The sequence below is a fragment of the Mucilaginibacter sp. L3T2-6 genome, assembly GCF_030519355.1.
In the GTDB taxonomy this organism is placed as follows: Bacteria; Bacteroidota; Bacteroidia; order Sphingobacteriales; family Sphingobacteriaceae; genus Mucilaginibacter.
Genome location: NZ_JAUMKC010000024.1, coordinates 17,999 through 41,834, shown reverse-complemented (window position 1 = coordinate 41,834; position 23,836 = coordinate 17,999). Strand labels below are relative to the sequence as shown.

Below are 23,836 nucleotides of genomic sequence, written 5' to 3'. Positions count from 1 at the left end.
CATTTGAATTATATATTTAAATTTCTTATACCGAGAACGAACTGCCGCATCCGCACGTACTGGCCGCGTTAGGGTTGTTAAAAGTAAAACCGCGGGCATTCAAGCCGTCCTGGAAATCGATCTGCATGCCTGCTAAATAAAGACCGTGAGCCTTGTGCATAAAAACTTTTATCCCGTCGATAACATATTCCTGGTCGCCGTCTTTTTTCTGGTCGAAGCCTAAAACATAGTTCATACCCGAACAGCCGCCGCCTTCAACACCAACACGCAGACCAAAATCATCGCCTATTTCTTGCTGGTCCCGTAACTTATTTAATTCCTTTACCGCACCCGGCGTAAAGCTAACCGGACCGGTTGAAGTTTCAACAGCAGTACTCATCTTATTTTCAATTAACTAAACAAATATAAGGTAAAATGCGGATTTTTGCACGGACCAATTTATTTATGACCCGCATTTAACATTCATCAGCATGAATCTGTTGCCCTTCCTTTTGGACATATTAAAGTTTACCATAGCCGGCATCGGGCTTATCCTGATAGCCTTTTATTTAATAAGGCCTTATCTTGACAGGGACGAAAAGATACAATTACTGGAATTTAAAAAAACGTTGAGCAATCAAACCCTGCCGCTGCGCCTGCAGGCCTATGAGCGTTTAGTACTTTTTATTGAACGCGTTAACCCGGCCAATATGCTTATCCGTTTAAATGCGCCTGCATATTCGGCACACGAGTTATACAGCCTGCTGCTTGAAGAAATACGCAACGAATACCAGCATAACGTAACCCAGCAGATATATGTAAGCAGCAGGGCCTGGGGGGTAGTCAGAAGTATAAAGGACGATACCGTGGGCATAATTAATAATGCTGCCAAAGGCATGCCGGATGGCGCCAGCGGACTTGAATTCAGTAAAATTTTACTGGCGAGCTTAAGTCAGTTGGAGGATAATCCGTACGAAGCGGGCGCAGGGTTGCTAAGAAGGGACTTGGAAGAAATATTTTAAATGAGTTAATCGGGGGCCGCTATCAGCGATTAGTTGAATGCATATATGAGCGATAAGAAATTTACCACCACATCCGGTATTGAAATAAAGGAAGTTTATTGCACACCGTCTGCAATGAATGAGCGGCCGGGTGAATTTCCATTTACAAGGGGTATTCAGAAAGATATGTACCGGGGTAAGCCCTGGACCATGCGGCAGTATGCGGGATTTTCAACTGCGGAAGAATCAAACAAAAGATATCACTACCTGCTTAGCCAGGGAACAATGGGTCTTTCCGTCGCCTTTGATCTGCCGACACAGATTGGTTATGATTCTGACCATGAACTCGCGGAAGGCGAAGTAGGCAAAGTTGGGGTGGCTATCGATTCGCTGCAGGATATGGAGATTCTTTTTGACGGTATTCAGCTGCAGAACATCACTACCTCAATGACGATCAATGCTACCGCACCTATATTATTATGTATGTATATCGCATTGGCTAAAAAGCAGGGTGCAGATATCAAACAAATCTCAGGCACCATACAAAACGATATACTAAAAGAGTATGCCGCGCGCGGTACCTATATATATCCGCCCGAGGCTTCCATGCGCTTAATTACAGATGTATTTGAATATTGCAGCAAAGAGGTACCTAAATGGAATACCATATCTATATCCGGCTACCATATCCGTGAGGCAGGTTCTACTGCCGTGCAGGAACTGGCATTTACGCTGGCAAACGGAAAGGCTTATTTAAAGGCTGCGCTGCAGAAAGGACTTGATATAAACGTGTTTGCTAAAAGGCTTTCGTTCTTCTTTAATTGCCATAACAATTTTTTTGAAGAAATAGCCAAGTTCAGGGCAGCCCGCCGCATGTGGGCACATATCACCAAAGCGCTTGGCGCTACCGACCCGGGCGCCCAAAAGCTCCGCTTTCATACCCAAACCGGGGGCTCAACTCTAACGGCACAGCAGCCCATGAACAATATTGTTCGGGTTAGTAACCAGGCACTGGCAGCGGTTTTAGGCGGAACGCAATCATTACATACCAACGGATACGACGAAGCCATTTCATTACCAACAGAGGCGGCAGCAAAAATAGCGCTGCGTACCCAGCAGATTATCGCATTTGAAAGCGGGGTGACAGACACCGTCGATCCTCTCGCCGGTTCTTATTTTATAGAGGCCCTTACCAATGAGCTGGAACAGGGGGCGCAGGTATATATAGATAAGATAGACGCCATGGGCGGTTCGGTAAAAGCAATTGAGCAGGATTACATCCAGCAGGAAATTGCGCGGTCGGCATACGAATATCAACAGGATATTGAAAGTGGTGAAAAAGTGTTAGTAGGAGTTAACAAATTCACAGAAGCTGAAGAAAGCCACGTTAGTGTTTTCAGGGTTGATGACGCTATACGGAAGACCCAATCGGAAAAAATTGAAAGGCTGAAAAGCACCAGAAATGCCAAAGCCGTTGCTGACTGTCTGCATGAACTTGGCAGAGCTGCCGAAGGCAGCGAAAACCTGATGCCTTACATCTTAAGGTCCGTTGAGGCTTACGCTACCCTCGGAGAAATATCCGACGTGTTACGGAGTATTTTTGGCGAATATTAGGGACAAAATATTTTATTAACCGGTTTGTATTCAGGGCTATGCCGTGTCTTTAAAAAGCAGTAACATTTATTGCAAAAAAGTTAAACCATCCCTGATCCCGTTGGTTATTATAGCTTAAAAACTGTCAACTTATTGACCTTTAAACCCAGATAGGAAAGCACATTCGGGCTTCGGAATGCGATAAATAATTAAAAAAATATTGGTTTAGTTAAATAGATAATCAACGAGATATTGCTGGCGCGAAGTATAATATTTTATCTTCAAATTCCCCTAAAAAACGCCCTGTTATTTGAGAAATTTATTTACTAAAAATGTTGAAAATTAATTTTTTTATCCACTTTTTTTTAGAATATTCGATGTTCCGTAGCAGTTCCAAATTGTGTTTCGCTGGGGGTTGGAAATCAATATTTTAAAATTTTACATATGGAAAAAACTTGTACTTCTGTTTGGAATAGCTGCCTTCAAATCATAAAAGACAACATACCGGCACAAAGCTTTAAAACCTGGTTCGAACCAATTAAAGCTTTAAGGATGGAAGGAAGCGTACTTACCATTCAGGTGCCAAGTTTATTTTTTTACGAATGGTTAGAAGAACATTATGTTGGGCTATTGCGCAAGACGATTAAAAAACAATTAGGCGACGATGGGCGTTTGGAGTATAATATAGTAGTAGAACAGTCATCATCCAGCAAGCCATACACCACAAATTTACCCTCAAACGGGAATGGCGCTGAAGCAAAAAATCAGTCGATGCCGATACCGATTTCAATAAATAAGGACATCAAAAATCCTTTCGTAATCCCCGGATTAAAAAAGCTGAATGTAGACCCGCAGCTTAACCGTAATTACACCTTTGCTAACTTTGTAGAGGGCGATTGTAACAGGCTCGCCCGTTCGGCCGGCTATGCCGTGGCTGCAAAGCCGGGCGGAACCTCATTCAACCCGCTGATGATATATGGCGGTGTAGGCTTAGGTAAAACACACCTTGCCCAGGCTATCGGTAACGAAATTAAAAATTCGCTGCCTGATAAGTTGGTATTATATGTATCGTGCGAGAAATTCACCCAGCAGTTTGTTGATGCACTGAAGCATAATAACATTAACGACTTTGTGAACTTTTACCAGGCTATTGATGTGCTGATCATGGACGATGTGCATAACTTTGCCGGTAAAGAAAAGACCCAGGATTTCTTCTTCCACATCTTTAATCACCTGCACCAATCAGGCAAACAGGTTATTATAACATCGGATAAAGCACCCAAAGACCTCGCTGGCCTGGAAGAGCGTTTACTATCCCGATTTAAATGGGGGCTTTCGGCCGACTTACAAGTCCCTGACCTGGAAACCCGCATGGCCATCCTTAAAAATAAGACTTACCAGGATGGCATCGAATTGTCAAACGATGTGATAGAATACGTTGCACATAACATCGATAATAATGTGCGTGAACTGGAAGGCGCAATGGTTTCCTTACTGGCCCAGTCAACCCTGAACCGCAAGGAGATCGATCTGAACCTGGCTAAACAAATGTTGAAAAACTTTGTGAAGAACTCTTCGAAGGAGATCTCGATGGAGTACATCCAGAACCTGGTTTGCGAGTACTTCGAGGTACCTATCGAAATGGTAAAATCGCAAACCCGCAAACGCGAGATTGTACAGGCCCGACAGATCTCTATGTACCTGGCGAAGGCACACACCAAAAGCTCGCTTAAATCTATCGGTCATTTCTTTGGCGGCCGCGACCACTCTACGGTTATCTATGCCTGCCAGACCGTAGAAGATTTGATTGATACCGATAAAAAATTCAAAGGCTACGTAGCCGATATTCAGAAGAAGCTTAAAATGTCCTAACTGATCTTATAATAATGATTTGAGGCCCTGTACTTTTTTTGTGCAGGGCTTTTTTGCATACCACCATTTCAAACGCTACATTAGTGAAAATTACTCTTGAAATGCCTGCTAAACTAAACCTTTGGCAAACCATCTTGCTTTTTTTGCCTTTTGCCGCCGGCGAACTTTTTATGAGGCTCTCTTATTCCGGCGGAGCTGATCAACGCATTGACTTCGCAATAGCAAACTTGTTAACAACATTTGGCATGGCCCTGGTTATATGTTACCAAACGTATCTGGTGAGCGGCTTTATCAATGTTTCCAATATCAAGCCGGGCTTTTTTCAATTAAACGCTTTGATACCTGCCGTTTTTACGATGGCATATTTCCTGTATGTAGCATGGGGCACTATAGCGGATCATGTGTACACGCATCGTGGATTTAATTCCGGTCCCTTACGCCAGTCGCAGCTTCATGGCCGCGCCCTGATTGTTTTAATACTTCTATTGCACGCTTTTATAACCTTTTATTTTGTTAACAATCAATTTGTTTCAGGAAAAATAAAGAAAATAGTTGCCGGGGAAACGCGAAAAAATTTGACAGATCGTTTTTTAACGCCTATGAAACTGCTAACGAAGATTTCAATCCTGGCAATTGCATGTAGTTTTTTAGTTTCCATTATAATTGACCGGCTTACTTATGCGAACCCCAGCAAATAGCTAACTTTATCTGTTCACTATAATCCCAGTTTATGAGAAAGATACTGACCTTAATATCGACTATGATATTGACTGCCTTATGTTGTTATGCCCAGCAAAAACAATTCATCAACCCCGGGGCCTTGCCGCCGCTTTCAAATGGCTACTCACAAGCAATTAAAGTAACGGGCGGCCATACCATCTACATTGCCGGGCAAACCGCAGTTAACGACAAAAAGGAAATTGTAGGCAAAGGTGATTTTGATGCGCAGGTGAAAAGAACCCTGGACAATTTCAGGACTGTACTTGCCGCTGCAGATGCCACGACAGCCGATTTGGTGAAAATCAGCATTTATGTAGTAGATTTAAATCCAGATAAGCTGGCGGTGCTTAGAAAGTATCTGAAGGATTTTGTAACTGATAAGCCACCGGTATCTACCTTAATTGGCGTAAAGGCGCTTTTTAACAAAGATGTAATGATAGAAATAGACGGAATTGCCAACACAAAAAATTGAACATTATGAAGAAGATTTTACTTACACTAGCGGTAGCTGCATTTATAAGCTGCGGTGCATTTGCCCAGCAGTCCGCCACCGATGGCGTTAAACAGGCCATCAACACCTTATTCGACGGCATGCGCAAAGGCGACAGCGCTTTGATCAGGACCGTTTTTGCGAAGGAAATGGTATTGCAAAGTGTTTCGAGTGATAAGGCCGGAAAAACGGTTATTTCGGTGGACAGCGCAGATGATTTTGCCAGGGCCATAGGCACACCGCATAATGCGGTTTACGACGAGCGCATTACTTTTAATGATATTAAAATTGATGGCGACTTAGCCAGTGTATGGGCGCCATACAAGTTTTACGTGGGCGACAAATTCAGCCATTGCGGCGTGGACGTATTCTCATTGATGAAAACCGCATCAGGCTGGAAAATTATTTACATCGTGGATACACGCAGGAAGGATAACTGTATTGAATAGTGCAACTCACAACTTATTCAATAAAAAGCCCCGGCAAATTTTGCAATGCCAGGGCTTTGCTTTAATCACTTTTTTTAAATCGGTAAAATCGACGTTATTCTTCTACCAGCTGGTCACCGGTTACCGTTTCTTTTATCTTAGTTTCCAGTTCTTCCATCAGTTCCGGGTTATCCAGTATCAGCTGTTTAACAGCATCGCGGCCCTGGCCAAGGCGGGTTTCGCCGTAGCTGAACCATGAGCCTGCTTTTTTGATGATATTATGATCAACGCCCAGGTCGATAATTTCGCCTGCTTTGGAAATGCCCTCGCCAAACATAATATCAAACTCGGCAACGCGGAACGGAGGGGCCACTTTATTTTTTACAATTTTTACTTTTACGCGGTTGCCTGATACTTCATCTGTATCTTTTATCTGCGAAATACGGCGCACATCCAAACGCACCGAAGCATAAAACTTAAGCGCATTACCACCGGTAGTTGTTTCAGGATTGCCAAACATTACGCCGATTTTATCGCGCAACTGGTTAATAAAAATACAGCAGCATCCGGTTTTACTGATGGTACCGGTTAGCTTTCGCAAAGCCTGAGACATCAGGCGGGCATGCAAACCCATTTTCGAGTCGCCCATCTCACCTTCTATTTCGGCTTTAGGAACCAGGGCAGCAACCGAGTCGATTACCAAAATGTCGATAGCGCCGGAACGGATCAGGTTGTCAGCAATTTCGAGCGCCTGTTCGCCGTTATCGGGTTGAGAGATCAGCAGGTTCTCTACGTCCACTCCCAATTTTTTCGCATAAAAACGATCGAAAGCATGTTCTGCGTCAATAAAAGCAGCTATGCCACCGTTACGCTGAGATTCGGCAATGGCATGGATAGCCAGTGTAGTTTTACCTGACGACTCTGGTCCGTATATTTCGATAATACGGCCCTTTGGTAAACCGCCTACACCCAGGGCAATATCAAGGCCTAAAGAGCCGGTCGATATAACTTCGGTGTTTTCAATAACGGAATCACCCAGCTTCATAATGGTGCCTTTGCCGTATGATTTTTCCAGCTTATCTAAGGTTAGCTGTAATGCTTTTAATTTATCTGAACTGCTCATTTTAAAAATTCTATAGGCAAATATAAATACTGTTTTTGATAAATGCTAATTTTTTTAGTAATATTTTAATTTGTTTGGTTGTTGTGGTGATGAGGTTTTGATTAGCCGATTGATCGCATTTTCCAACAAATAAACTTAGCAAACTTATTCAACTCAATCAACCATTGTTATCAACACTTCTTTTCTTCAACTCCTTGGCTATCTTGTTTAATTTAGCCAGCTTTTTTTGTTGTTCCGCTTTTTTAATTCTCGCGGTCTCCGCCTTTAATAAATAAGCTTCTGTGTGCGTACGGGCATAATACCGGCAAAACCAGCTGATGGGGCATATTTCGCATTTAGGATTACGGGCCACACAGATATAGCGGCCATGCAATATCAGCCAGTGATGAGCGACGCCAAGGGTTTCTTTCGGCAGGAACTCCATCAGCTGCTTTTCAACAGCTAAAGGGGTACGGGCTTTTGTAGTAAGGCCAATGCGGCCGGAAACGCGGAACACATGCGTATCGACGGCGATAGCCGGCGCAGCAAAAACTACCGACGAAATTACATTGGCTGTCTTGCGGCCAACTCCGGGCATCTTCTGCAGATCTTCTACCGCTGAAGGTACCTCGCCCTTAAAAACATCAACCAAAATTTTGGCCATACCTACCAAATGTTTCGCCTTATTGTTGGGATAGCTTACACTGCGGATATAAGTAAAAACTTCTTCGGGCGTTGAATTAGCCAGGGATTCAGGGGTTGGGTACCGCTCAAAAAGAGCAGGAGTAACCTGGTTAATGCGCTTATCGGTACATTGCGCCGAAAGAATAACCGCTATGAGCAACTGGAACGGGTTACCGTAATGCAGCTCGGTTTCGGCGTTGGGCTGGTGTTTTGAAAAATATTCTACGAAATGTTTATAGCGTTCCTGCTTTGTCATTGGTCATTGGTCACTGGTCATTAGTCATCAGTCATTGGTTATTTACGCCAACGATAGATTTTGCAATAATCATCAATATATAACAAATACAGAAAAAGGATTTGCCCTAAATGTGCGCTAACCGGCTAAGGGTGCTAAACACCCTCAAATTACCGGAAAATAGAAAGGTTCACAAGCCGCAGACCCTCCCTTTAGAAACAGCTGTGACCCGTGAACCAGTGAAGTGGCAGATACTGTTACTTTAAGCTCTTTGAATAATCGAGAATGTGGTGGATAGTTTGAACCCTTGGGTTCTTCTTGAGAAGGTCCAGATCAGCCCGTAATGAGTGATAGAACATCAAGTCGTCGCCTTCCAGGTTCTCCTGTAATTCCTCGTTCACCATGGCTTTGTCAGTCAGTAAATTTAAAGTCGTTGTAAAAGTTTCATCCATAAGCGGTCTTCTTTTTTTAGGTTTATACAGATACTAAACGATGTTATAAATATAATATTTTATCAAGATGAAAATTAAATGAAATTTAATTTTTTTATCCGGATAGGCAGCAAACTTAGAAGCGAAATGATGTGAAGTACTTTGCACTCCGCTCCAATCATTTTACATCCGCATAACACTATTCCAATAAATTGCTGTTAAACTTGTATAAAAAATCAGCCTGGGCAAAACATTCGCTTAAAGCCGGTTCGTTATCACTTAAATAACTTTAATGAAAATTGGAATAGTTTGCTATCCAACCTTTGGCGGAAGCGGGGTTGTAGCCACCGAGCTGGGCAAGGCGCTTGCCGATCGCGGTCACCAGGTACACTTTGTTACTTATAACCAGCCCGCCCGGCTCGACCTGTTTTCGGAAAACCTTTTTTATCACGAAGTATCTGTTTCCAACTATCCTTTGTTCGACTTTCCGCCTTATGAACTTGCGCTGGCAAGCCGGCTGGTTGATGTTGTACGGTTTGAAAAATTAGACCTGCTGCATGTACATTACGCTATTCCGCACGCTTCGGCTGCTTTTATGGCTAAGCAAATACTGATGACCTATGGTATTTATATACCTGTAGTTACCACCCTGCACGGCACCGATATAACGCTGGTTGGCAAAGACCGCACTTTTAAGCCGGTAGTTACCTTTTCCATTAATAAATCAGACGGGGTTACGGCCGTATCTGAACATTTGCGCAACGATACTTTTGACTTTTTTGAGATAGAGAATGATATCCGGGTGATCCCCAACTTTATCGACCTTAACCGCTTTAACCTGAAGCCCAAAGACCATTTCAAGAAAGCCATTGCGCCGAATGGCGAAAAGATCATCATCCATACGTCTAACTTCCGCAAGGTAAAGCGCACTGCCGATGTCATCAGGATATTTGCTAAAATAGTTGAGAAAATACCGGCTAAACTGCTGATGGTTGGCGACGGCGTGGAGCGGTCGCAATGCGAACAGCTGGCCCGCGACCTGAATGTTTGCGACGAGGTACGCTTTTTAGGTAAGCAGGATGCCATTGAAGAAATACTATCCGTATCGGATCTATTCCTTATGCCCTCGGAGTCGGAGAGCTTCGGCCTGGCCGCACTTGAGGCAATGGCCTGTAAAGTGCCTGTTATCAGTTCCAACGCGGGAGGTTTGCCTGAACTGAATGCAGATGGCGAGACCGGGTTCTTAAAAAACGTGGGGGATGTTAACGGCATGGCTGAAAAAGCTATCTACATCCTGGAGGACGACGAACGCCTGAAAACTTTTAAGGAAAACGCCCTGGCACGCGCGAAAAAGTTTGATTTGGCGAACATTCTCCCGGTGTACGAGAATTATTACCTGGAAGTGCTGGAAAAGCTAAAAGAGAAAGCGTAAATATTTGTTAGATTAGGAAGACCGGCTTTGCGCCGGGGCCGGGCTCTCCTCTTTTCCGGCCAGGTTTAACATTATTAATCAGCCCCCCCAATATTTAGCTTCCAATTTAGCTATCTAAAACATTACCGTGGCCCAAATTGCAGCACCTGTCGCATAATCCCGAAACTAATTGAACGACATTTTGATAGCATAACCAAGTCAATCGTGCGTCGCAAGCAGGACGCTTGGTGAATTTAGGTCTAAGTTACACGTTGCTCAATTTGAATCAGGATGGGAAATTACAAATCCCTATTTTGCAGTCCGGAGGACCAATCAGCATTTTAATATGGGAATGTATAATATTTTACAGGAAGCCATTGTTTGCGTAAATTGCAATAAACGAATTAAAATCAGTATACAATTTAGCTTTGGGGACACTTGGTTATTCCGATATAAAATCGGCGATACCATTAGATGGGGAGGAAATGACAAGGGCATACCCAATCTGCCTTTAGTCAAAGTTTATGGTTTAGCAGAAGAGGCGGTCTGTCCATTTTGCAATACCGAAAATTTAAAGGAATATGACATAATTATTAAAAAAGATGTTATTCAAGTGTCTCGGGCGATGGAATCGTATGAACACTATTTGTCTTCGGCTAACGAGGGGGATTACGTTATTTTATCGGGATAACAAGATTAAGCGTCTTATTGTGGCGGACTGGAACAACCGGAGCTCTGCTGCGGAAAGCGCCATACCCATGGTAACTCTCATTCAAGCGCGCGTTATGTCGGGCTGGCCAAAGCGCAAAGCTACCCGAGCTACGCAGGACAGTTAGAGAAAATGCAGGAGAACAAAACCCGTAGCGCGCTTACAAAACAAGCGGGCTACTGTGTTTTAGGGAAATCGACAGAGCCGTAAGCAAGGTACACCATAGTGCCTTGGGTGTCACGATAAGCCATTGCGCCCGGGCGGCCCTTCATACCCGCGCAAAAGGGAAAAAGTTTTTCAATAAAATTATACGCCCGCTGCCAAAATTTTCCCCATCTTCATCCTTAAATGAAAAACCTTATACTCCCGGCGTTGCTGCTGATCAGCGTTAGCACTTTCGCACAAAAATTTAAACTGGCGCTTAACCTCCAGAAAGACAGCACCTATTACCTCAACAGCAGCAGCAGCCTTACTATAATACAGGATATAACCGGCCAAAAGCAAACCATCGAAATGATAATGGGTGGCCGGATCGCCCACAAGGTAACAGCGATTAAAGATTCTGTTTATGATATGGAAGTAAAATATGCCAGTCTTTCTGTAAGTATGAAAGTTGGGGCCATGCATGTAAATATGAACTCAGCAGGTGGCGGTGGAAACAGCCTGCTGGATAAGCTAATGGCAAGTGTAATAAATGTGCCTTTCTATATGTCGATTACGCGGACCGGGAAAGTGCTCTCGGTAACCGGCATGGAGAAACTATACGAGAATATGACTGCAAATGTCCCCGAGGCTACCGATGCACAAAAGGCGCAATTTAAAACACAAATGGCGCAATCGTTCGGCGAAAAATCTCTTAAAGGGGCTTTCCAGGATGCCTTTGCTATGTTTCCGGTAAAAAAGGTTGGTTTAAATGACACATGGACGGCGTCCACCGTTTTAGAGTCGTCGGGCATGGCGGCAAAGGTTAACACGACCTACGCACTCAACGCAGTAACTAACGATGCTTATGTTATACATGGCGATGCCACAGTGGGCGCGGTTTCGGCCAACCCGGGTTACCGATCGGCAAACGGGATGGAGATGCGTTTTATCGATATAAAAGGTAAATCAACAACCGATCTTAAACTCGACAAAAACACGTGCTGGCTGATAGAGGTAAAGATAACCAAAACAATCGACGGCATAGCTGACATTAAGGATTCGCCCAAAATTCCCGGCGGTATCAAATTCCCAATGTCGATAATTGGTGATATAACTACGAGCGGGAAGTAAGGTTTATTATCGGACGAACCCGGGGAGTTCGGCCAATATGATTATGGGGCGAGGATATATGATGCGAGAGTAGGGAGGTTTTTAAGCGTAGATCAGCTAACAGTCAAGTATCCTGAACTAACCCCATATCAGTTTGCAAGTAATAGTCCAATAGCTAGTATAGATTTAGATAGAGAGGAAGCGAAATACTTTACATTAGAGCAAGATGCAAAGACCGGTAAAACAAGTTTATAGTTAATTAAGCTAAATAAAAATACTTTGGAAAAAATAGATTCAGATAGTTTAATTAAGTTTTGGGACTGGTTTAAATCGGTCTCAAAAGATTTATTAGTCGACCCGACAAGGAGTGATTTGATATATCAAATAGATAGTCGTATAAATAAGTTTGGCCGCTTTGATTGGGAAATAGGCCCATGGAAAGAGGAGACATATTATTTCACAATTTCTCCAAACTTGGATACTGCTAAGTTAGAATTTACCCGTGAGTTTGTTAAAAATGCGCCTAAATGCGCTGGTTGGCATTTTCTGCCTTCGAAGCCACCAAAAAGTGATTGGCAAGGAATATGGAAAATGAGGAATGAAATGGGAAAAGAGATTTTAGTGGATAGTAATAATTGGAAATATATCTTATATGAATTTCAGGATGAAACTTTTGATATGGATATTATGATTGATGCCGTTGATGGTGACAATGATACTATTAATACAGCTATTGATATTGCGTTAACAGGATATTTAGGTGAAGAAACATTTATGCAATTGATAAAGAATATTAAAATAGTATCTTCTTTTGACGTTGGTTATCAAAGTACCGCTACATTAATTAAGCACATAAAAAAGCATATAGAAAGTATACTTCATTAAAAAAAATAGTTTTCTAATCGCGACAGATCAACCCCTACGCTTTTGCCGATAGTATAAAAACTAAAAAGGCAACTGTAAAAACGAAGAAAAAACAAGGTTAAATAAACCGACAAAACCTCCCGTTGGCTGGGATTTGCAATCCCAGATCAAATTTTGGTTGATTTGTAATCAGCGAGATTTTAAATACATTGCGTACCGGGATTACAAATCCCCGTTATTGCAGTCCGGGGATTATAAATCCGGACTAACGGAGGGAGTTAATGGTTTACCAATATATGACCCCAATAAAGAAACAGACGTAACGTTAACAGTTAATGTTAATGGAACGGATGTTACAGTTCATGGGACCAGATTGTCCGACAGCGAAGTTCAAGCAATAAGAGATTATCTTAAATGATACAGGATAAAAAGAGAAAGGATGATGAGTAGTAAAAAATTAGGAATTGCATTGGGGGTATTGGTGCTTTATAGTGTAATAGCCCAAGGCAATTCGTTAAAGAATAGGTTTATAATTAAAAATTCCCGATGTGTTCTTTAAGTGCACTTGGTTTTCCTAATGGTAAAGATACTTCGACCTTTAACCTTACAAATTTCAGTGGAATTAAAGTACTTGACTTCGATGATAATAATACATTGAATATAACCTCTAAAGGAATAAAGCTAATTGTAAAAGAGGAATCGGAAGACTCTTATACCTTATTTGGTTACGATAAAAGGTAAAATGATATTGTCGAAAAAACATATTAAAGGAATAAGTAAAGTCTTTTTTGATAAAAATTACCTACTGTTTTCAATTTTTACATATGTTGATGAGGATGGTAATAATGAAGGTAACGGATATATACTGAACTTAAGTAACAACTCGGTTAAAGCTTTCGCAAGACAGCTTAAAAACACATGCAATCCATTAATTATGAATAATTACGCGTATTTTATAGATGGTTTGAGCTTAATTAAAACGGCCTTGGACTTTAAAAGTCAAAGCAGTTTTAGAATTACATATTTAAGTAAAGGCAAAAAGAAGAACTTGACTTACTTGGACAAGTATCTTATCTGTAGCTTGTCAAAGCAGGATAGTACGAAGCTAGTAATTGATTTTGCGCCCGATAAATCGTTGGGTAAGTGCAGGTCTTATTGTGGTAATGTAGATGCTTCGTCAAAAGTTATACTATTGAAATAGCTGACAAAGAAAAAAGCAAACCAAACGGAATACCAAGCCGCCCCGCAACGGGAAAAATGAAATTTCAAGTTAAACAAAATGAAAGTGACAAAAGCGAATTTATTTTTGGTTATTACTAGCGGTTTATTCTTGGTTGTTATGATATATTTTGATTTTCTGAGTTCTAGCCAGCCGCAATATTGGTGGATATTTAGAGATTCTTTTGCAATTATTTTAATTTTAACATCTATATATTATAAAAATCGATAGAATTGCAGTATTCTGACCGGCTGTCCGTAGACTGTGTCTACTATTAAATCCTGATTATACTGACAATGCTGTTTCGTCGTTTGCAATCAGCATATTTTGGAAATGGAAATTTAAGATTTTTAATGCACAAAGTTTTTCGTTTTCAGCAAGTGATCTATTCTTCGCTCGCAATTGACTATATTTGATATAAGGGAAGAACAAGCGCTAATAAGTGCTGCTTATGCGTTTGTAATGCCTTTTCCCGTTGGTCGGGATTTGCAATCCTCGATCAAATTTTGGTTGATTTGTAACGGACCGGGATTACAAATCCTCATTATTGTAGTCCGGGATTATAAATATTATAAGTCCGGACTAACGTATGGCTGATAGACGTGAAGTTAACCAAAACAATCGACGCCATAGCTGACATTAAGTACCGTGCGCTGTGACACCAAACACTAAATAACTGATTTTTAGCAATTTACAATTACGACAAAACAAAAAACATTAATAATCAACAAGTTACGTAACGTTCGGGGTGTTCCGTGTGCAGACAAACGGAACACTTTTTATGGTTACAGGTGCAACCATTCTGTTTCACTATAAAATATTGAAAAACAAACACTTACTGCCTGCAACCTTGAAAAAACTGTAAACCTTCCGTAAACCCAAAAAACAGGCTGAACTAATGTATTCCCGTTTTTCGCCATCGTCCATGGACTATGAACTGTGGTCTTCCCCTATCCCCACCACCTTCCTCAAATAGTTATCCATCAGCACCGTATCTATCTTATCGTTTAAAAAGCCGATGTACATATCCGGCCGCACGATGACGGACATGCCTTGTTTTTCGTTTACTTCAAAGGCATCGAAGATATGCTGGTTCCTTTCTGATTTAGGCAGATGAAAAAAATTGAGCTTGCCGGGGTATTTGCTGTTAATCCATTTGGCCAGCACAAAAAGCTCGGTTTCCGCCATTTTACCCAGGGTGATCAGCGTAAAGCCGGGCTTGGCGCACCATTCGTGCAGGTCGGTTTCTTCCTGCCGCTTCTCGTCGTACAGTGCCAGATACGGCAGCCTGTCGCCGGCTTTTATCCTGGAAGACTGACTGATGTGAAGGTTGATCCTGCTGTCGCGATAGTTGATAGCAATCTGCGACACCTGCTTAAAAAAAGCCGTGCGCAGGGTTTTGCTGCCCCAGGCCAGCTTAAGCAGTAAGGGCATTAGCCAGCGCTTAAAAATAGTATTGAACCAGCTGGCGGAGGTGATGAGGTTAAACATCCGGTCGGTGGTACGCAGCAGGGCTTTCGCTACCGGCATGCGCTCCATAGCGTAGCTTTCCAGTATCCTTGTATTTATTTCGCCCTTTACCACGCCGGCCAGTTTCCAGGCCAGGTTATAAGCATCCTGCAGACCGGTGTTCATGCCCTGCCCGCCAACCGGAGAATGGATATGTGCGGCATCGCCAATTAAAAAGCAGCGCTGCATCCGGAAGTTATCGGCCATACGATGATGCAGGCGATATTTGGTAAACCAGTAGGTATGTTTAATATGTATATTAAGCCCGCTGGTTTTTTCCAGCCCGGGCAGAATGTCCTCAATGGCCAGGTCCTCCTTATTTTCCAGCTCTACAGGCAGGTTGCCCAGCGCCCGGAAGCGGCCGGCTTCGGCCATAGGGAAAAATGCCGAAAACCCGCCCCGCGCCAGGAAAAGATTTACGTAGTCGCTGTTTATTTCTGTATTGGCGACTTCCATATCGGCGAGGTAGAAGTTATGTGCATAGGTCTCGCCGTTAAAATGCCCGCCAGAAAGTTTTCTTACTGCGCTGTGTGCGCCATCTGCACCAACCACATAATCGCAGGTAATGGTGGTAGTTCCTCCGGCATTCTGCAATTGTACTTCTGCCTGGTGTGGCGTTTGTTTAAGCGATGTAAGCGTTGTTTCCCAGTAAACCGGGCAGGCGTTCCTGGTGAGATAATCAAGCAAGAGGCGCTCGTTTTTGCTTTGCTGATAAAGCAGGATATATGGAAATGGGGTAAGGCCCTCGCCAACATTCTGCATGGCCAGCGAAGCTGCCTGCTTTCCATTATCGTTAAATATCACCCCCTCCGCAGGTTTGCCGTTTTCAACCGCGTGGTTAACCACGCCCAGCTGCCGGTAGATTTCCAATGAGCGCGCCTGTACCGCGAGGGCCTTCGACTCATCGGTAGGGCCTTGTTTAATATCGATGATCAGCGGCTGAACGCCATTTCGCAGCAATTGAGCGGCCATCATCAGTCCCGACGGACCGGCGCCGACAATCAATACTTGTGTATGGTTTTGACTAGGTAACATTTATCGATGATATATTAAAAAAATTGCAGGGCGTTTATGCAAGTCAGGCACCTTCTTTTGCCATTCGGCGATGGTTTTGGTCTGAATAAATTCCGTTTCGGCGGTTAGATCGCAGGCAATGCACAAACGGGTGGCGGGCTTGCCTGTTTTTAAAATCTCTTCCAATATGGAGTTATTACGAAACGGCGTTTCTATAAACAACTGGGTCTGGTCGTTCCGTTCCGACAGATTTTCCAGCTCCTTTATCTTTTTGCTGCGCTGTATTTTATCAATAGGCAGATAACCATGAAATGCAAAGCTTTGTCCGCTAAAGCCGGAGGCCATCAGCGCCAGTAAAATGGAGCTTGGCCCAACCAGGGGAACAACTTTTATGCCCATGCGGTGGGCTTTCTCAACCAGTTGTGCGCCGGGATCGGCAACGCCGGGGCAACCCGCCTCGCTCATCAGGCCGACATTATTTCCTGCCTGCAGACCTTTAAAAAATTCCGCGGTGTCTTCTTTACGGTTATGCTTGCCGTAATCGTGGATAATTAATTCACTTTGCGGCGTTTTTAGTCCGGCTTCTTTCAGGAATTTACGCGCAGTTTTTTCATTCTCAACAATGTACTCTTTTATACTGTTGATGGTGGCGACCAAATACGGTGTGAACGATTTAGCGGCAGCTTGTTCGGCCAATGGCACAGGGATTAAATAAAGCGTTCCGTAAGGCATAACACAAATGTGCTGTTTTTCGGTTGATTTAGCACCAATTATGTAAGCTTATCAGTACTGCCTATTATAATATCGGCCCAGTCAACAGGTTAAACATCAGGAAGCCGATGCAGCGTAAGCAAAAGATCAGAATAAAGTATATTTTCTTCAATTAATGTGCTAGTATTTAAGAATCGGTCTGACGCATTACTTAATCAAATGTTACACCAAATACTCCTGGCGACCGTTGGCCGTTTACAACCTTTCTAACTAAACTACTATCTTTGCTCCAATGGCAAATACACCTTTTTTGCAGGCGGATTCAGTCAGCAAAGTTTATCCGGGCATGCAGGCGTCGGGGGTAAAGAAAATAGATTTAAGCATTGTACCCGGCAAAATAACCGCCATAATAGGCGAAAGCGGCAGCGGGAAAAGCACGCTGCTAAAGTTGCTGTATGGATTGTTATCGCCAGATAGCGGTAAGGTATCTTTTAAAGGAGACCGCATCTGGGGGCCGGAAGAAAAGCTGATACCCGGCCACGATGCCATGAAGATGGTGACCCAGCAAACGGACGATCTCAACCTGTTTGCCAAAGTGCAGGAAAACATCTCCATCATGCTGCCCAGCACCGACCTTAAAGCCAAACAGCTAAAGACGGAGCAAATGCTCACGCAGCTGAAAATGAAGCGTATCGCCGAAAAGAAAGTTGCAGAATTGAGCGGCGGGGAAAAGCAGCGCGTGGCCATAGCAAGAGCGCTGGTAACGGGCCCGGAGGTATTGCTGTTGGATGAGCCATTTAACCAGGTAGATACTTCTTTCCGCGAAGGCCTTCAGCGGGATATCAGGCAGATAGTAAAAGAGACAGGCCTTACTGTGATCATCGTCTCACATGACCCAGCCGAAGTATTGTCGATGGCGGATGAGCTTATTGTGTTGAAAGACGGCGAAGTTCTGGAATCAGGGAGCCCGAAAGAACTTTATCAAAACCCGAAATACCTTTACACTGCACAATTGCTTACCAACTGCACTGTGCTCACCAGCGATGAAGCCCGTGTCTGTGGGTTAAAAACAAAGTCGGACCACGTAGTTATCTATCCCGAGTGGATTGAAACTGTCAAAACATGGACGAGCAACGATTGGGAAGTTCAGCAGGTTCTCTTTAAAGGTTGCTACGAAGACCTCATTATGGTTTACAATGGCGTAACCATGCGCGTGTTAAACGACCAATTCGGCAAATTCAATGAGGGAGATAAAATCAACCTGAAACTGAATAAGTGGCTGGAGTATTAATCAGTTTGACAGTTTTTAGTTGGCAGTGGGCAGTATTTTTTTGCAAACTGTAAACTGCCTGCTGCAAACGGCTACAACAAGTGCTTATAATTTGCTTTCACTGTATCCAGTACTTCATCCATACGGCCGTTCAGGACGAGTTTGGTCATGGATAGCGCCATTCCTTTAACCTGTTCAAATTCAACTTTCGGCGGCATGGCCAGTGCATTAGGGTCGGTCATGATATTTACCAGCGCCGGGCCTTTATACATAAATGCCTCCTGCAAGGCTTGCTTTACATTATCGGGGTCTGTTACCGTAAAGCCTTTGATGCCCATGGCCTGGGCTACCATGGCAAAGTCCGGGTTATGCATATCAGTTTGCCAGTCGGGCAAGCCGGCCACTTCCATTTCCAGCTTTACCATGCCCAGCGAGCGGTTATTAAAAACTACAATCTTAACCGGCAACTTGTATTGAGTAATGGTAGCCAAATCGCCCAAAAGCATAGAAAGGCCGCCATCGCCACATAACGCTATCACCTGTCTGCCCGGGCAAGCAAGTGCGGCGCCTATAGCCTGCGGCATGGCATTCGCCATAGAACCGTGATTGAATGAGCCGAGCATTTTGCGTTTGCCTGTGGCCTGAATGTAACGCGCGCCCCACACACACGACATGCCGGTATCTACCGTAAATATGGCATCATCTTTGGCCAGTTCGTCAATTATACTGGTCACAAATTCCGGATGTATCAATTCTTTTTTTCCGGGGTCATCAACGTAGGTCTGCATTTTTTTCTTCACCTCATCATATACTTTTAGCTGAGCCTTTAAAAAAGTATCATCCTTTTTCTGTTTTACCAGCGGCAGTAGCGCTTGGAGAGTATCCTTTATCGAGCCATGCAACCCCCAGTCTACTTTCGCGCGGCGGCCTATACGCTCGGGTTTGGTATCCACCTGCACGATTTTACAATCCGGCGGCATAAACATAGTGTAGGGAAAGTCCGTACCGAGCAGCAGCAGCAGATCGCTTTCGTTCATGCTGTGAAAAGCAGCGGGTAAACCCAGCAGGCCGGTCATGCCTACCTCGTTCGGGTTATCGTACTGGATATCCATTTTGGCGCGGAAAGAATAACCCACCGTGGCGTTTATTCTTTTGGAAAGTTCAACAACTTCATCGTGTGCGTCGGCGGCGCCTATACCACAAAAAATAGTTATTTTATTGTATTTGGCCAGGATGCCGGCCAGTTGATGCAAGTCGTCAGGAGAAGGGGTAACAACTGCAGTAGATTTAAAAACTTGTGTGGCGGTTGCTATTTCTTCAGCGTCCTGTCCGGTTAAATCACCGGGTAAACCCAACACTGCAACGCCCTTTTTATGTATGGCCGACTGTATAGCCGATTGCAGCATGCGCGGCATCTGTTTTGGCGTTGTGGCTATCTGGTTATATACGCTGCAATCGTCAAAAAGCTTAAAGGTATTGGTTTCCTGGAAATATTCAGTGCCAAACTCAAAGCTTGCAACAGTTGAGGCGATCGCTATAACCGGAGCTTCGGAGCGGTTGGCATCATAAAGACCGTTTATCAGGTGCACATGTCCGGGGCCGCTGCTTCCGGCGCAACAAGCTATGCCGTTCAGCTGTGCCTCCGCGCCTGCCGCATAGGCGCCCGCCTCTTCGTGGCGTACATGTATCCACTCAATGCTGCCTTCCCGTCTAACGGCATCGTTCACGTTATTCAAACTGTCGCCGGTTACGGCGTATATTCTTTTTATTCCTGCATTAACCAGCATTTCAACCAACTGGTCTGCCACACTTTTCGCCATGGTTTGATCTTTATAAAGCAACCGATTTAGCGCGTTAAGAGTTTTAAAAATTATAATTTGGTTACCATTTTCGGTAAAGACTTTGAATGATGGCTGCATTCGGTCAGAATAAGTACCTTCGCGGCGTATGCCCTTGCTCGATATTATATTCCGGGATGATGACCTGGTAGCTATTAACAAGCCCCATGGTTTGCTGGTGCACCGCTCACCCATTGCGGCTGATGCGGAAGAATTTGCGCTGCAGTTATTGCGGGATCAATTGGGCAGGCATGTTTACCCCGTCCACCGGCTCGACCGCAAGACTGCAGGTGTATTACTCTTCGCACTCAATAAGGATACCGAAAAGCTGATGCAACAGCAATTTTATGAAGGTAAGGTAAATAAAAAGTACCTCGCCATCGTTCGCGGCTATACGCCTGATGCGGAGGAGATAGATTACCCGCTGCGAAAAGAAAACGGGACTTTGCAGGAAGCTTTTACCCGCTACAAAACCCTGGCCCGGGCGGAACTTGATGTATCTTTGGGCGCACATGCAACCTCGCGGTATTCATTGGTCGAAGCTAACCCCGAAACCGGCCGTATGCACCAGCTGCGTAAACATTTTGCCCATATATTTCATCCCATTATTGGCGACCGGACACATGGCTGCAATAAGCAAAACAAGTTGTTTAAAGAACGCTGGGAAATGGAAACGATGCTTTTGCACGCATCCGGACTGTCGTTTAATCACCCGGTCACTGGCATGCCCGTTCATATTAAAGCGGCTTTACAAAATGAGTTTTTAAGAGTGATGGGTGTGATGGGGTGGCGTCTGCCTGAAACGGAATTAAAGAATCAGCTTAATTTGCAATAATCCTCAATGTCAATCAAAGCACGGTATATGCGGATCAGGCGCATAACTTATAAAATCATCGAAATCATCTCAAAATCAATGAAGACGAATGAAATGATCATTGAGCTGTCGACCATGATTAATGCGCCGGTTGAGGTTTGTTTTGATTTATCGCGCAGTATCGACCTGCACATGGAATCGACCAGGCATACTGGTGAAAAGGCGATTGCAGGCCGTACCAGCGGGTTAATAGAATTAGGCGAAACTGTGACGTGGCGCGCAAAACATTTCGGCGTATGGCAAAATCTCACCTCAAAAATTACTGAATTCAAATCCCCCGACTATTTTACCGACGAGATGGTAAACGGGGCCTTCAAAAGCTTCAGGCATGAGCATTTGTTCTTTGCTATTAACGATCAAACGGTAATGAAGGATATCTTTATGTTTGAATCGCCGTTAGGATGGTTGGGCAGGATGGCCAATATTCTTTTTTTAGGGAAGTATATGGAGCGGTTGCTGCAAAAGCGAAACAAGGTGATAAAGCTTGCGGCGGAGACATCCCAGACATTTTAATCGCAGGGCGTATAGCACACACCCTGGCCGGGGGATATATGAAAATGCCGGCAGAACCTGCTTAATTGCTTACGGCGTATGCTATACGCCCTTATCCAATATTCCCACAATCAATTGTTAGTACTCGCGGTACGATTTGATATTCCTGGGTCATACTTTCCCACACCGCGTTACACTATAGCCGTAATTGCGTAATTTAGCATCCTCGAAAACGAAGCGAAGGGAATTATACCAAAATGTCAGACATCATACAGCTTTTACCCGATTCCGTTGCCAACCAGATCGCCGCCGGCGAGGTGGTACAAAGGCCGGCTTCGGCGGTAAAAGAACTTATAGAGAATGCCATTGATGCGGGAGCCGATAAGATACAGCTAATTATTAAAGATGCCGGCAAAGCATTGATACAAGTAATAGATAATGGCTGTGGTATGAGCGTTACTGATGCGCGCATGTGCTTTGAGCGCCACGCCACTTCCAAGATACGTAAAGCCGACGACCTGTTCGCTATCCGTACGATGGGTTTTCGCGGCGAGGCCATGGCATCTATAGCCGCTATTGCCCAGGTTGAACTGAAAACCCGTCGCCATGAGGATGAACTGGGCACTTGTATTATTATCGAAGGCTCTGAAGTCATTAGCCAGGAGGCCTGTTCCGCCAACCCCGGAACTTCCATCTGCGTTAAAAATCTTTTTTACAATACCCCTGCCCGCCGTAATTTTTTAAAGAGCAATCCGGTGGAAATGCGTTACATTATCGACGAGCTGCAGCGCGTAGCTTTAGCACACCCGGAAATATTTTTCACGCTCCACCATAATGGCCAGGAAGTTTATCATCTGCCTGCCACCAACCTGAAACAGCGCATTATTCATTTGCTGGGAAGCAGCTATAACGAACGCCTGGTGCCGGTTGAGGAAGATACCATCGTAATAAAACTGCGCGGGTTTGTGGGTAAACCCGAATTTGCCAAACGTACCCGCGGCGAACAGTTCTTCTTCGTAAACAACCGCTTTATAAAGGATGCTTACTTAAATCACGCTGTGCTGATGGCTTTTAAGGAGCTGTTGCCGGAGGATACCTTTCCGCTTTACGTGCTGTTTATCGACATCGACCCTGCCAAAATCGACATCAACGTTCATCCTACAAAAACTGAAATAAAATACCAGGACGAACAAACCATTTACGCCATCATTCGCTCGGCGGTAAAACGCTCATTGGGCCGGTATAACATCACCCCCAGTCTTGATTTCGACCAGGAAAACAGTATCGAACATTTGGTTACCCCGAAGCCGTTTGAAGAGATAGTGCCGCCAACTATCAGTTTTAATCCTAACTATAACCCTTTCGATACTGATAACGACAAGCCTGCCGCCCGTGAGACATCACGCAGCAGCCCGGACTACCGCAATTCGCCGATACCCAAAAACTGGGATACTTTGTATGAAATAGCCCGGCGGGAAGAAAGCACACAACACCGTATTCACGAAGAAAAAAGTATATCGGTTGATGAGCAGGAACTGAACAAAACCAGCGAGCGCCAGCTTTTTCAACTGCATAACCGTTTTATACTGTCGCAGATAAAATCGGGTTTTATGCTGATCAACCAGCAGGCAGCACATGAGCGCATCTTATACGAACGTTTTCTGCAGCAACTGGAAACACATTCCGGAATAAGCCAGCAGAGCCTGTTCCCCCAAACGGTTACATTAAGTGCCGGCGATTTTGAATTGTTAAAAGAACTTTTGCCCGATATCCGTGCCCTGGGTTTTGATGTCCGCGAGTTTGGCAAAAACACGGTGGTTGTGGATGGAATTCCTGCCGACTTGAACAATACTTCGGAATTGGAGATATTGGAACAGTTGCTGGAGGGTTTTAAAAATAACCAGTCGGGGTTAAAGCTGGATAAACGCGATAGCCTGGCGCGCAGTTTAGCCCGCAATGCTGCAACAAAAGCAGGGGTTAAAATGTCATTGGAAGAGATGAATATTTTAATCGATCAGCTTTTTGCCTGCCAGATGCCAAATGTGGCTTTGAATGGTAAGCAGGTAATTACTACTTTTACCCTGAACGAAATTTTAGAACGATTTGACAAATAACCGCAGCAAGCGGCCTACTTAA

The 23,836-nt window shown here is 44.0% G+C and carries 21 protein-coding genes and 1 pseudogene; 15 read left to right on the top strand and 7 right to left on the bottom strand.

Annotation, left to right across the window (positions count from 1 at the left end; all coding sequences use genetic code 11):
• Nucleotides 1-25: 25 nt before the first annotated feature.
• Nucleotides 26-379: an iron-sulfur cluster assembly accessory protein gene (locus Q3W13_RS21320; RefSeq protein WP_302867383.1), complete on the bottom strand. Its 354-nt coding sequence runs from the start codon at nucleotides 377-379 to the stop codon at nucleotides 26-28.
• 91 nt (nucleotides 380-470) lie between these two features.
• Between Q3W13_RS21320 and Q3W13_RS21315 the strand changes: the two genes are divergently transcribed.
• From Q3W13_RS21315 to Q3W13_RS21290, 6 genes are all read left to right on the top strand, one after another.
• The gene (locus Q3W13_RS21315) at nucleotides 471-1,001 is read left to right on the top strand and encodes a hypothetical protein (RefSeq protein WP_302867382.1); all 531 of its coding nucleotides are present in this window, start codon (nucleotides 471-473) and stop codon (nucleotides 999-1,001) included.
• Between the two features lie 45 nt (nucleotides 1,002-1,046).
• Nucleotides 1,047-2,594, top strand: a complete 1,548-nt coding sequence (locus Q3W13_RS21310; protein ID WP_302867381.1) for a methylmalonyl-CoA mutase — start codon at nucleotides 1,047-1,049, stop codon at nucleotides 2,592-2,594.
• Nucleotides 2,595-3,017: 423 nt separating this feature from the next.
• On the top strand, nucleotides 3,018-4,445 hold the full coding sequence (gene dnaA, locus Q3W13_RS21305) for a chromosomal replication initiator protein DnaA (RefSeq protein ID WP_302867379.1): 1,428 nt from the start codon (nucleotides 3,018-3,020) through the stop codon (nucleotides 4,443-4,445).
• A gap of 83 nt (nucleotides 4,446-4,528) precedes the next feature.
• On the top strand, nucleotides 4,529-5,143 hold the full coding sequence (locus Q3W13_RS21300; RefSeq protein ID WP_302867378.1) for a hypothetical protein: 615 nt from the start codon (nucleotides 4,529-4,531) through the stop codon (nucleotides 5,141-5,143).
• A 32-nt stretch (nucleotides 5,144-5,175) separates the two neighbouring features.
• Nucleotides 5,176-5,637: a RidA family protein gene (locus tag Q3W13_RS21295; protein WP_302867376.1), complete on the top strand. Its 462-nt coding sequence runs from the start codon at nucleotides 5,176-5,178 to the stop codon at nucleotides 5,635-5,637.
• 5 nt (nucleotides 5,638-5,642) lie between these two features.
• Entirely contained in the window at nucleotides 5,643-6,104 is a 462-nt protein-coding gene (locus tag Q3W13_RS21290) for a nuclear transport factor 2 family protein (protein WP_302867374.1), read from the top strand.
• A 94-nt stretch (nucleotides 6,105-6,198) separates the two neighbouring features.
• Here the strand turns inward: Q3W13_RS21290 and recA are convergent, their stop codons facing one another.
• The 3 genes from recA to Q3W13_RS21275 all read right to left on the bottom strand — a co-directional run bounded on the left by recA (nucleotide 6,199) and on the right by Q3W13_RS21275 (nucleotide 8,556).
• Nucleotides 6,199-7,206, bottom strand: coding sequence for a recombinase RecA (gene recA / locus Q3W13_RS21285; protein ID WP_302867372.1), 1,008 nt, complete (start codon nucleotides 7,204-7,206; stop codon nucleotides 6,199-6,201).
• A gap of 157 nt (nucleotides 7,207-7,363) precedes the next feature.
• The gene (nth, locus tag Q3W13_RS21280; protein WP_302867371.1) at nucleotides 7,364-8,125 is read right to left on the bottom strand and encodes an endonuclease III; all 762 of its coding nucleotides are present in this window, start codon (nucleotides 8,123-8,125) and stop codon (nucleotides 7,364-7,366) included.
• A 236-nt stretch (nucleotides 8,126-8,361) separates the two neighbouring features.
• Entirely contained in the window at nucleotides 8,362-8,556 is a 195-nt protein-coding gene (locus Q3W13_RS21275; protein ID WP_302867369.1) for a hypothetical protein, read from the bottom strand.
• A gap of 271 nt (nucleotides 8,557-8,827) precedes the next feature.
• On the opposite strand from Q3W13_RS21275, the gene bshA reads away from it, so the two are divergent.
• From bshA to Q3W13_RS21255, 5 genes and pseudogenes are all read left to right on the top strand, one after another.
• A complete protein-coding gene (bshA, locus tag Q3W13_RS21270; RefSeq protein ID WP_302867366.1) occupies nucleotides 8,828-9,967 on the top strand; it encodes an N-acetyl-alpha-D-glucosaminyl L-malate synthase BshA in 1,140 nt (379 codons plus the stop codon).
• 325 nt (nucleotides 9,968-10,292) lie between these two features.
• Nucleotides 10,293-10,637, top strand: a complete 345-nt coding sequence (locus Q3W13_RS21265) for a hypothetical protein (protein ID WP_302867364.1) — start codon at nucleotides 10,293-10,295, stop codon at nucleotides 10,635-10,637.
• Nucleotides 10,638-11,003: 366 nt separating this feature from the next.
• Nucleotides 11,004-11,930 carry a DUF6263 family protein gene (locus tag Q3W13_RS21260; RefSeq protein ID WP_302867363.1) on the top strand — a complete coding sequence of 309 codons (927 nt, stop codon included), beginning with the start codon at nucleotides 11,004-11,006 and terminating at the stop codon, nucleotides 11,928-11,930.
• A gap of 36 nt (nucleotides 11,931-11,966) precedes the next feature.
• Nucleotides 11,967-12,164, top strand: a pseudogene (locus tag Q3W13_RS25250) (RHS repeat-associated core domain-containing protein); the annotation flags it as partial.
• A 24-nt stretch (nucleotides 12,165-12,188) separates the two neighbouring features.
• Nucleotides 12,189-12,794 carry a hypothetical protein gene (locus Q3W13_RS21255; protein ID WP_302867360.1) on the top strand — a complete coding sequence of 202 codons (606 nt, stop codon included), beginning with the start codon at nucleotides 12,189-12,191 and terminating at the stop codon, nucleotides 12,792-12,794.
• Nucleotides 12,795-14,922: 2,128 nt separating this feature from the next.
• On the opposite strand, the gene Q3W13_RS21250 is transcribed toward Q3W13_RS21255, so the two are convergent.
• Entirely contained in the window at nucleotides 14,923-16,536 is a 1,614-nt protein-coding gene (locus Q3W13_RS21250; RefSeq protein ID WP_302867358.1) for an FAD-dependent monooxygenase, read from the bottom strand.
• A complete protein-coding gene (locus Q3W13_RS21245) occupies nucleotides 16,537-17,247 on the bottom strand; it encodes an SAM-dependent methyltransferase (RefSeq protein WP_302867356.1) in 711 nt (236 codons plus the stop codon). It abuts the gene before it with no gap.
• Nucleotides 17,248-17,518: 271 nt separating this feature from the next.
• On the opposite strand from Q3W13_RS21245, the gene Q3W13_RS21240 reads away from it, so the two are divergent.
• The gene (locus Q3W13_RS21240) at nucleotides 17,519-18,517 is read left to right on the top strand and encodes an ABC transporter ATP-binding protein (RefSeq protein WP_302867354.1); all 999 of its coding nucleotides are present in this window, start codon (nucleotides 17,519-17,521) and stop codon (nucleotides 18,515-18,517) included.
• 71 nt (nucleotides 18,518-18,588) lie between these two features.
• On the opposite strand, the gene Q3W13_RS21235 is transcribed toward Q3W13_RS21240, so the two are convergent.
• The gene (locus Q3W13_RS21235) at nucleotides 18,589-20,316 is read right to left on the bottom strand and encodes a thiamine pyrophosphate-dependent enzyme (RefSeq protein WP_302867353.1); all 1,728 of its coding nucleotides are present in this window, start codon (nucleotides 20,314-20,316) and stop codon (nucleotides 18,589-18,591) included.
• Between the two features lie 133 nt (nucleotides 20,317-20,449).
• Between Q3W13_RS21235 and Q3W13_RS21230 the strand changes: the two genes are divergently transcribed.
• The 3 genes from Q3W13_RS21230 to mutL all read left to right on the top strand — a co-directional run bounded on the left by Q3W13_RS21230 (nucleotide 20,450) and on the right by mutL (nucleotide 23,814).
• Complete coding sequence (locus Q3W13_RS21230) at nucleotides 20,450-21,169, top strand: pseudouridine synthase (RefSeq protein WP_302867470.1); 720 nt, start codon at nucleotides 20,450-20,452, stop codon at nucleotides 21,167-21,169.
• 6 nt (nucleotides 21,170-21,175) lie between these two features.
• Complete coding sequence (locus Q3W13_RS21225) at nucleotides 21,176-21,721, top strand: SRPBCC family protein (RefSeq protein WP_317567204.1); 546 nt, start codon at nucleotides 21,176-21,178, stop codon at nucleotides 21,719-21,721.
• A gap of 236 nt (nucleotides 21,722-21,957) precedes the next feature.
• On the top strand, nucleotides 21,958-23,814 hold the full coding sequence (gene mutL / locus Q3W13_RS21220) for a DNA mismatch repair endonuclease MutL (protein ID WP_302867351.1): 1,857 nt from the start codon (nucleotides 21,958-21,960) through the stop codon (nucleotides 23,812-23,814).
• Nucleotides 23,815-23,836: the final 22 nt, after the last annotated feature.

Bases quoted from the DNA above. Each gene is read 5' to 3' on its own strand.
- Q3W13_RS21245 (WP_302867356.1), bottom strand. From the start codon at position 17,247: ATGCCTTACGGAACGCTTTATTTAATCCCTGTGCCATTGGCCGAACAA.
- Q3W13_RS21295 (WP_302867376.1), top strand. From the start codon at position 5,176: ATGAGAAAGATACTGACCTTAATATCGACTATGATATTGACTGCCTTA.
- Q3W13_RS21310 (WP_302867381.1), top strand. From the start codon at position 1,047: ATGAGCGATAAGAAATTTACCACCACATCCGGTATTGAAATAAAGGAA.
- Q3W13_RS21265 (WP_302867364.1), top strand. From the start codon at position 10,293: ATGGGAATGTATAATATTTTACAGGAAGCCATTGTTTGCGTAAATTGC.
- Q3W13_RS21260 (WP_302867363.1), top strand. From the start codon at position 11,004: ATGAAAAACCTTATACTCCCGGCGTTGCTGCTGATCAGCGTTAGCACT.
- Q3W13_RS21235 (WP_302867353.1), bottom strand. From the start codon at position 20,316: ATGGCGAAAAGTGTGGCAGACCAGTTGGTTGAAATGCTGGTTAATGCA.
- Q3W13_RS21320 (WP_302867383.1), bottom strand. From the start codon at position 379: ATGAGTACTGCTGTTGAAACTTCAACCGGTCCGGTTAGCTTTACGCCG.
- Q3W13_RS21240 (WP_302867354.1), top strand. From the start codon at position 17,519: ATGGCAAATACACCTTTTTTGCAGGCGGATTCAGTCAGCAAAGTTTAT.
- nth (WP_302867371.1), bottom strand. From the start codon at position 8,125: ATGACAAAGCAGGAACGCTATAAACATTTCGTAGAATATTTTTCAAAA.
- Q3W13_RS21275 (WP_302867369.1), bottom strand. From the start codon at position 8,556: ATGGATGAAACTTTTACAACGACTTTAAATTTACTGACTGACAAAGCC.
- Q3W13_RS21250 (WP_302867358.1), bottom strand. From the start codon at position 16,536: ATGTTACCTAGTCAAAACCATACACAAGTATTGATTGTCGGCGCCGGT.
- dnaA (WP_302867379.1), top strand. From the start codon at position 3,018: ATGGAAAAAACTTGTACTTCTGTTTGGAATAGCTGCCTTCAAATCATA.
- bshA (WP_302867366.1), top strand. From the start codon at position 8,828: ATGAAAATTGGAATAGTTTGCTATCCAACCTTTGGCGGAAGCGGGGTT.
- Q3W13_RS21315 (WP_302867382.1), top strand. From the start codon at position 471: ATGAATCTGTTGCCCTTCCTTTTGGACATATTAAAGTTTACCATAGCC.
- Q3W13_RS21225 (WP_317567204.1), top strand. From the start codon at position 21,176: ATGTCAATCAAAGCACGGTATATGCGGATCAGGCGCATAACTTATAAA.
- recA (WP_302867372.1), bottom strand. From the start codon at position 7,206: ATGAGCAGTTCAGATAAATTAAAAGCATTACAGCTAACCTTAGATAAG.
- Q3W13_RS21290 (WP_302867374.1), top strand. From the start codon at position 5,643: ATGAAGAAGATTTTACTTACACTAGCGGTAGCTGCATTTATAAGCTGC.
- mutL (WP_302867351.1), top strand. From the start codon at position 21,958: ATGTCAGACATCATACAGCTTTTACCCGATTCCGTTGCCAACCAGATC.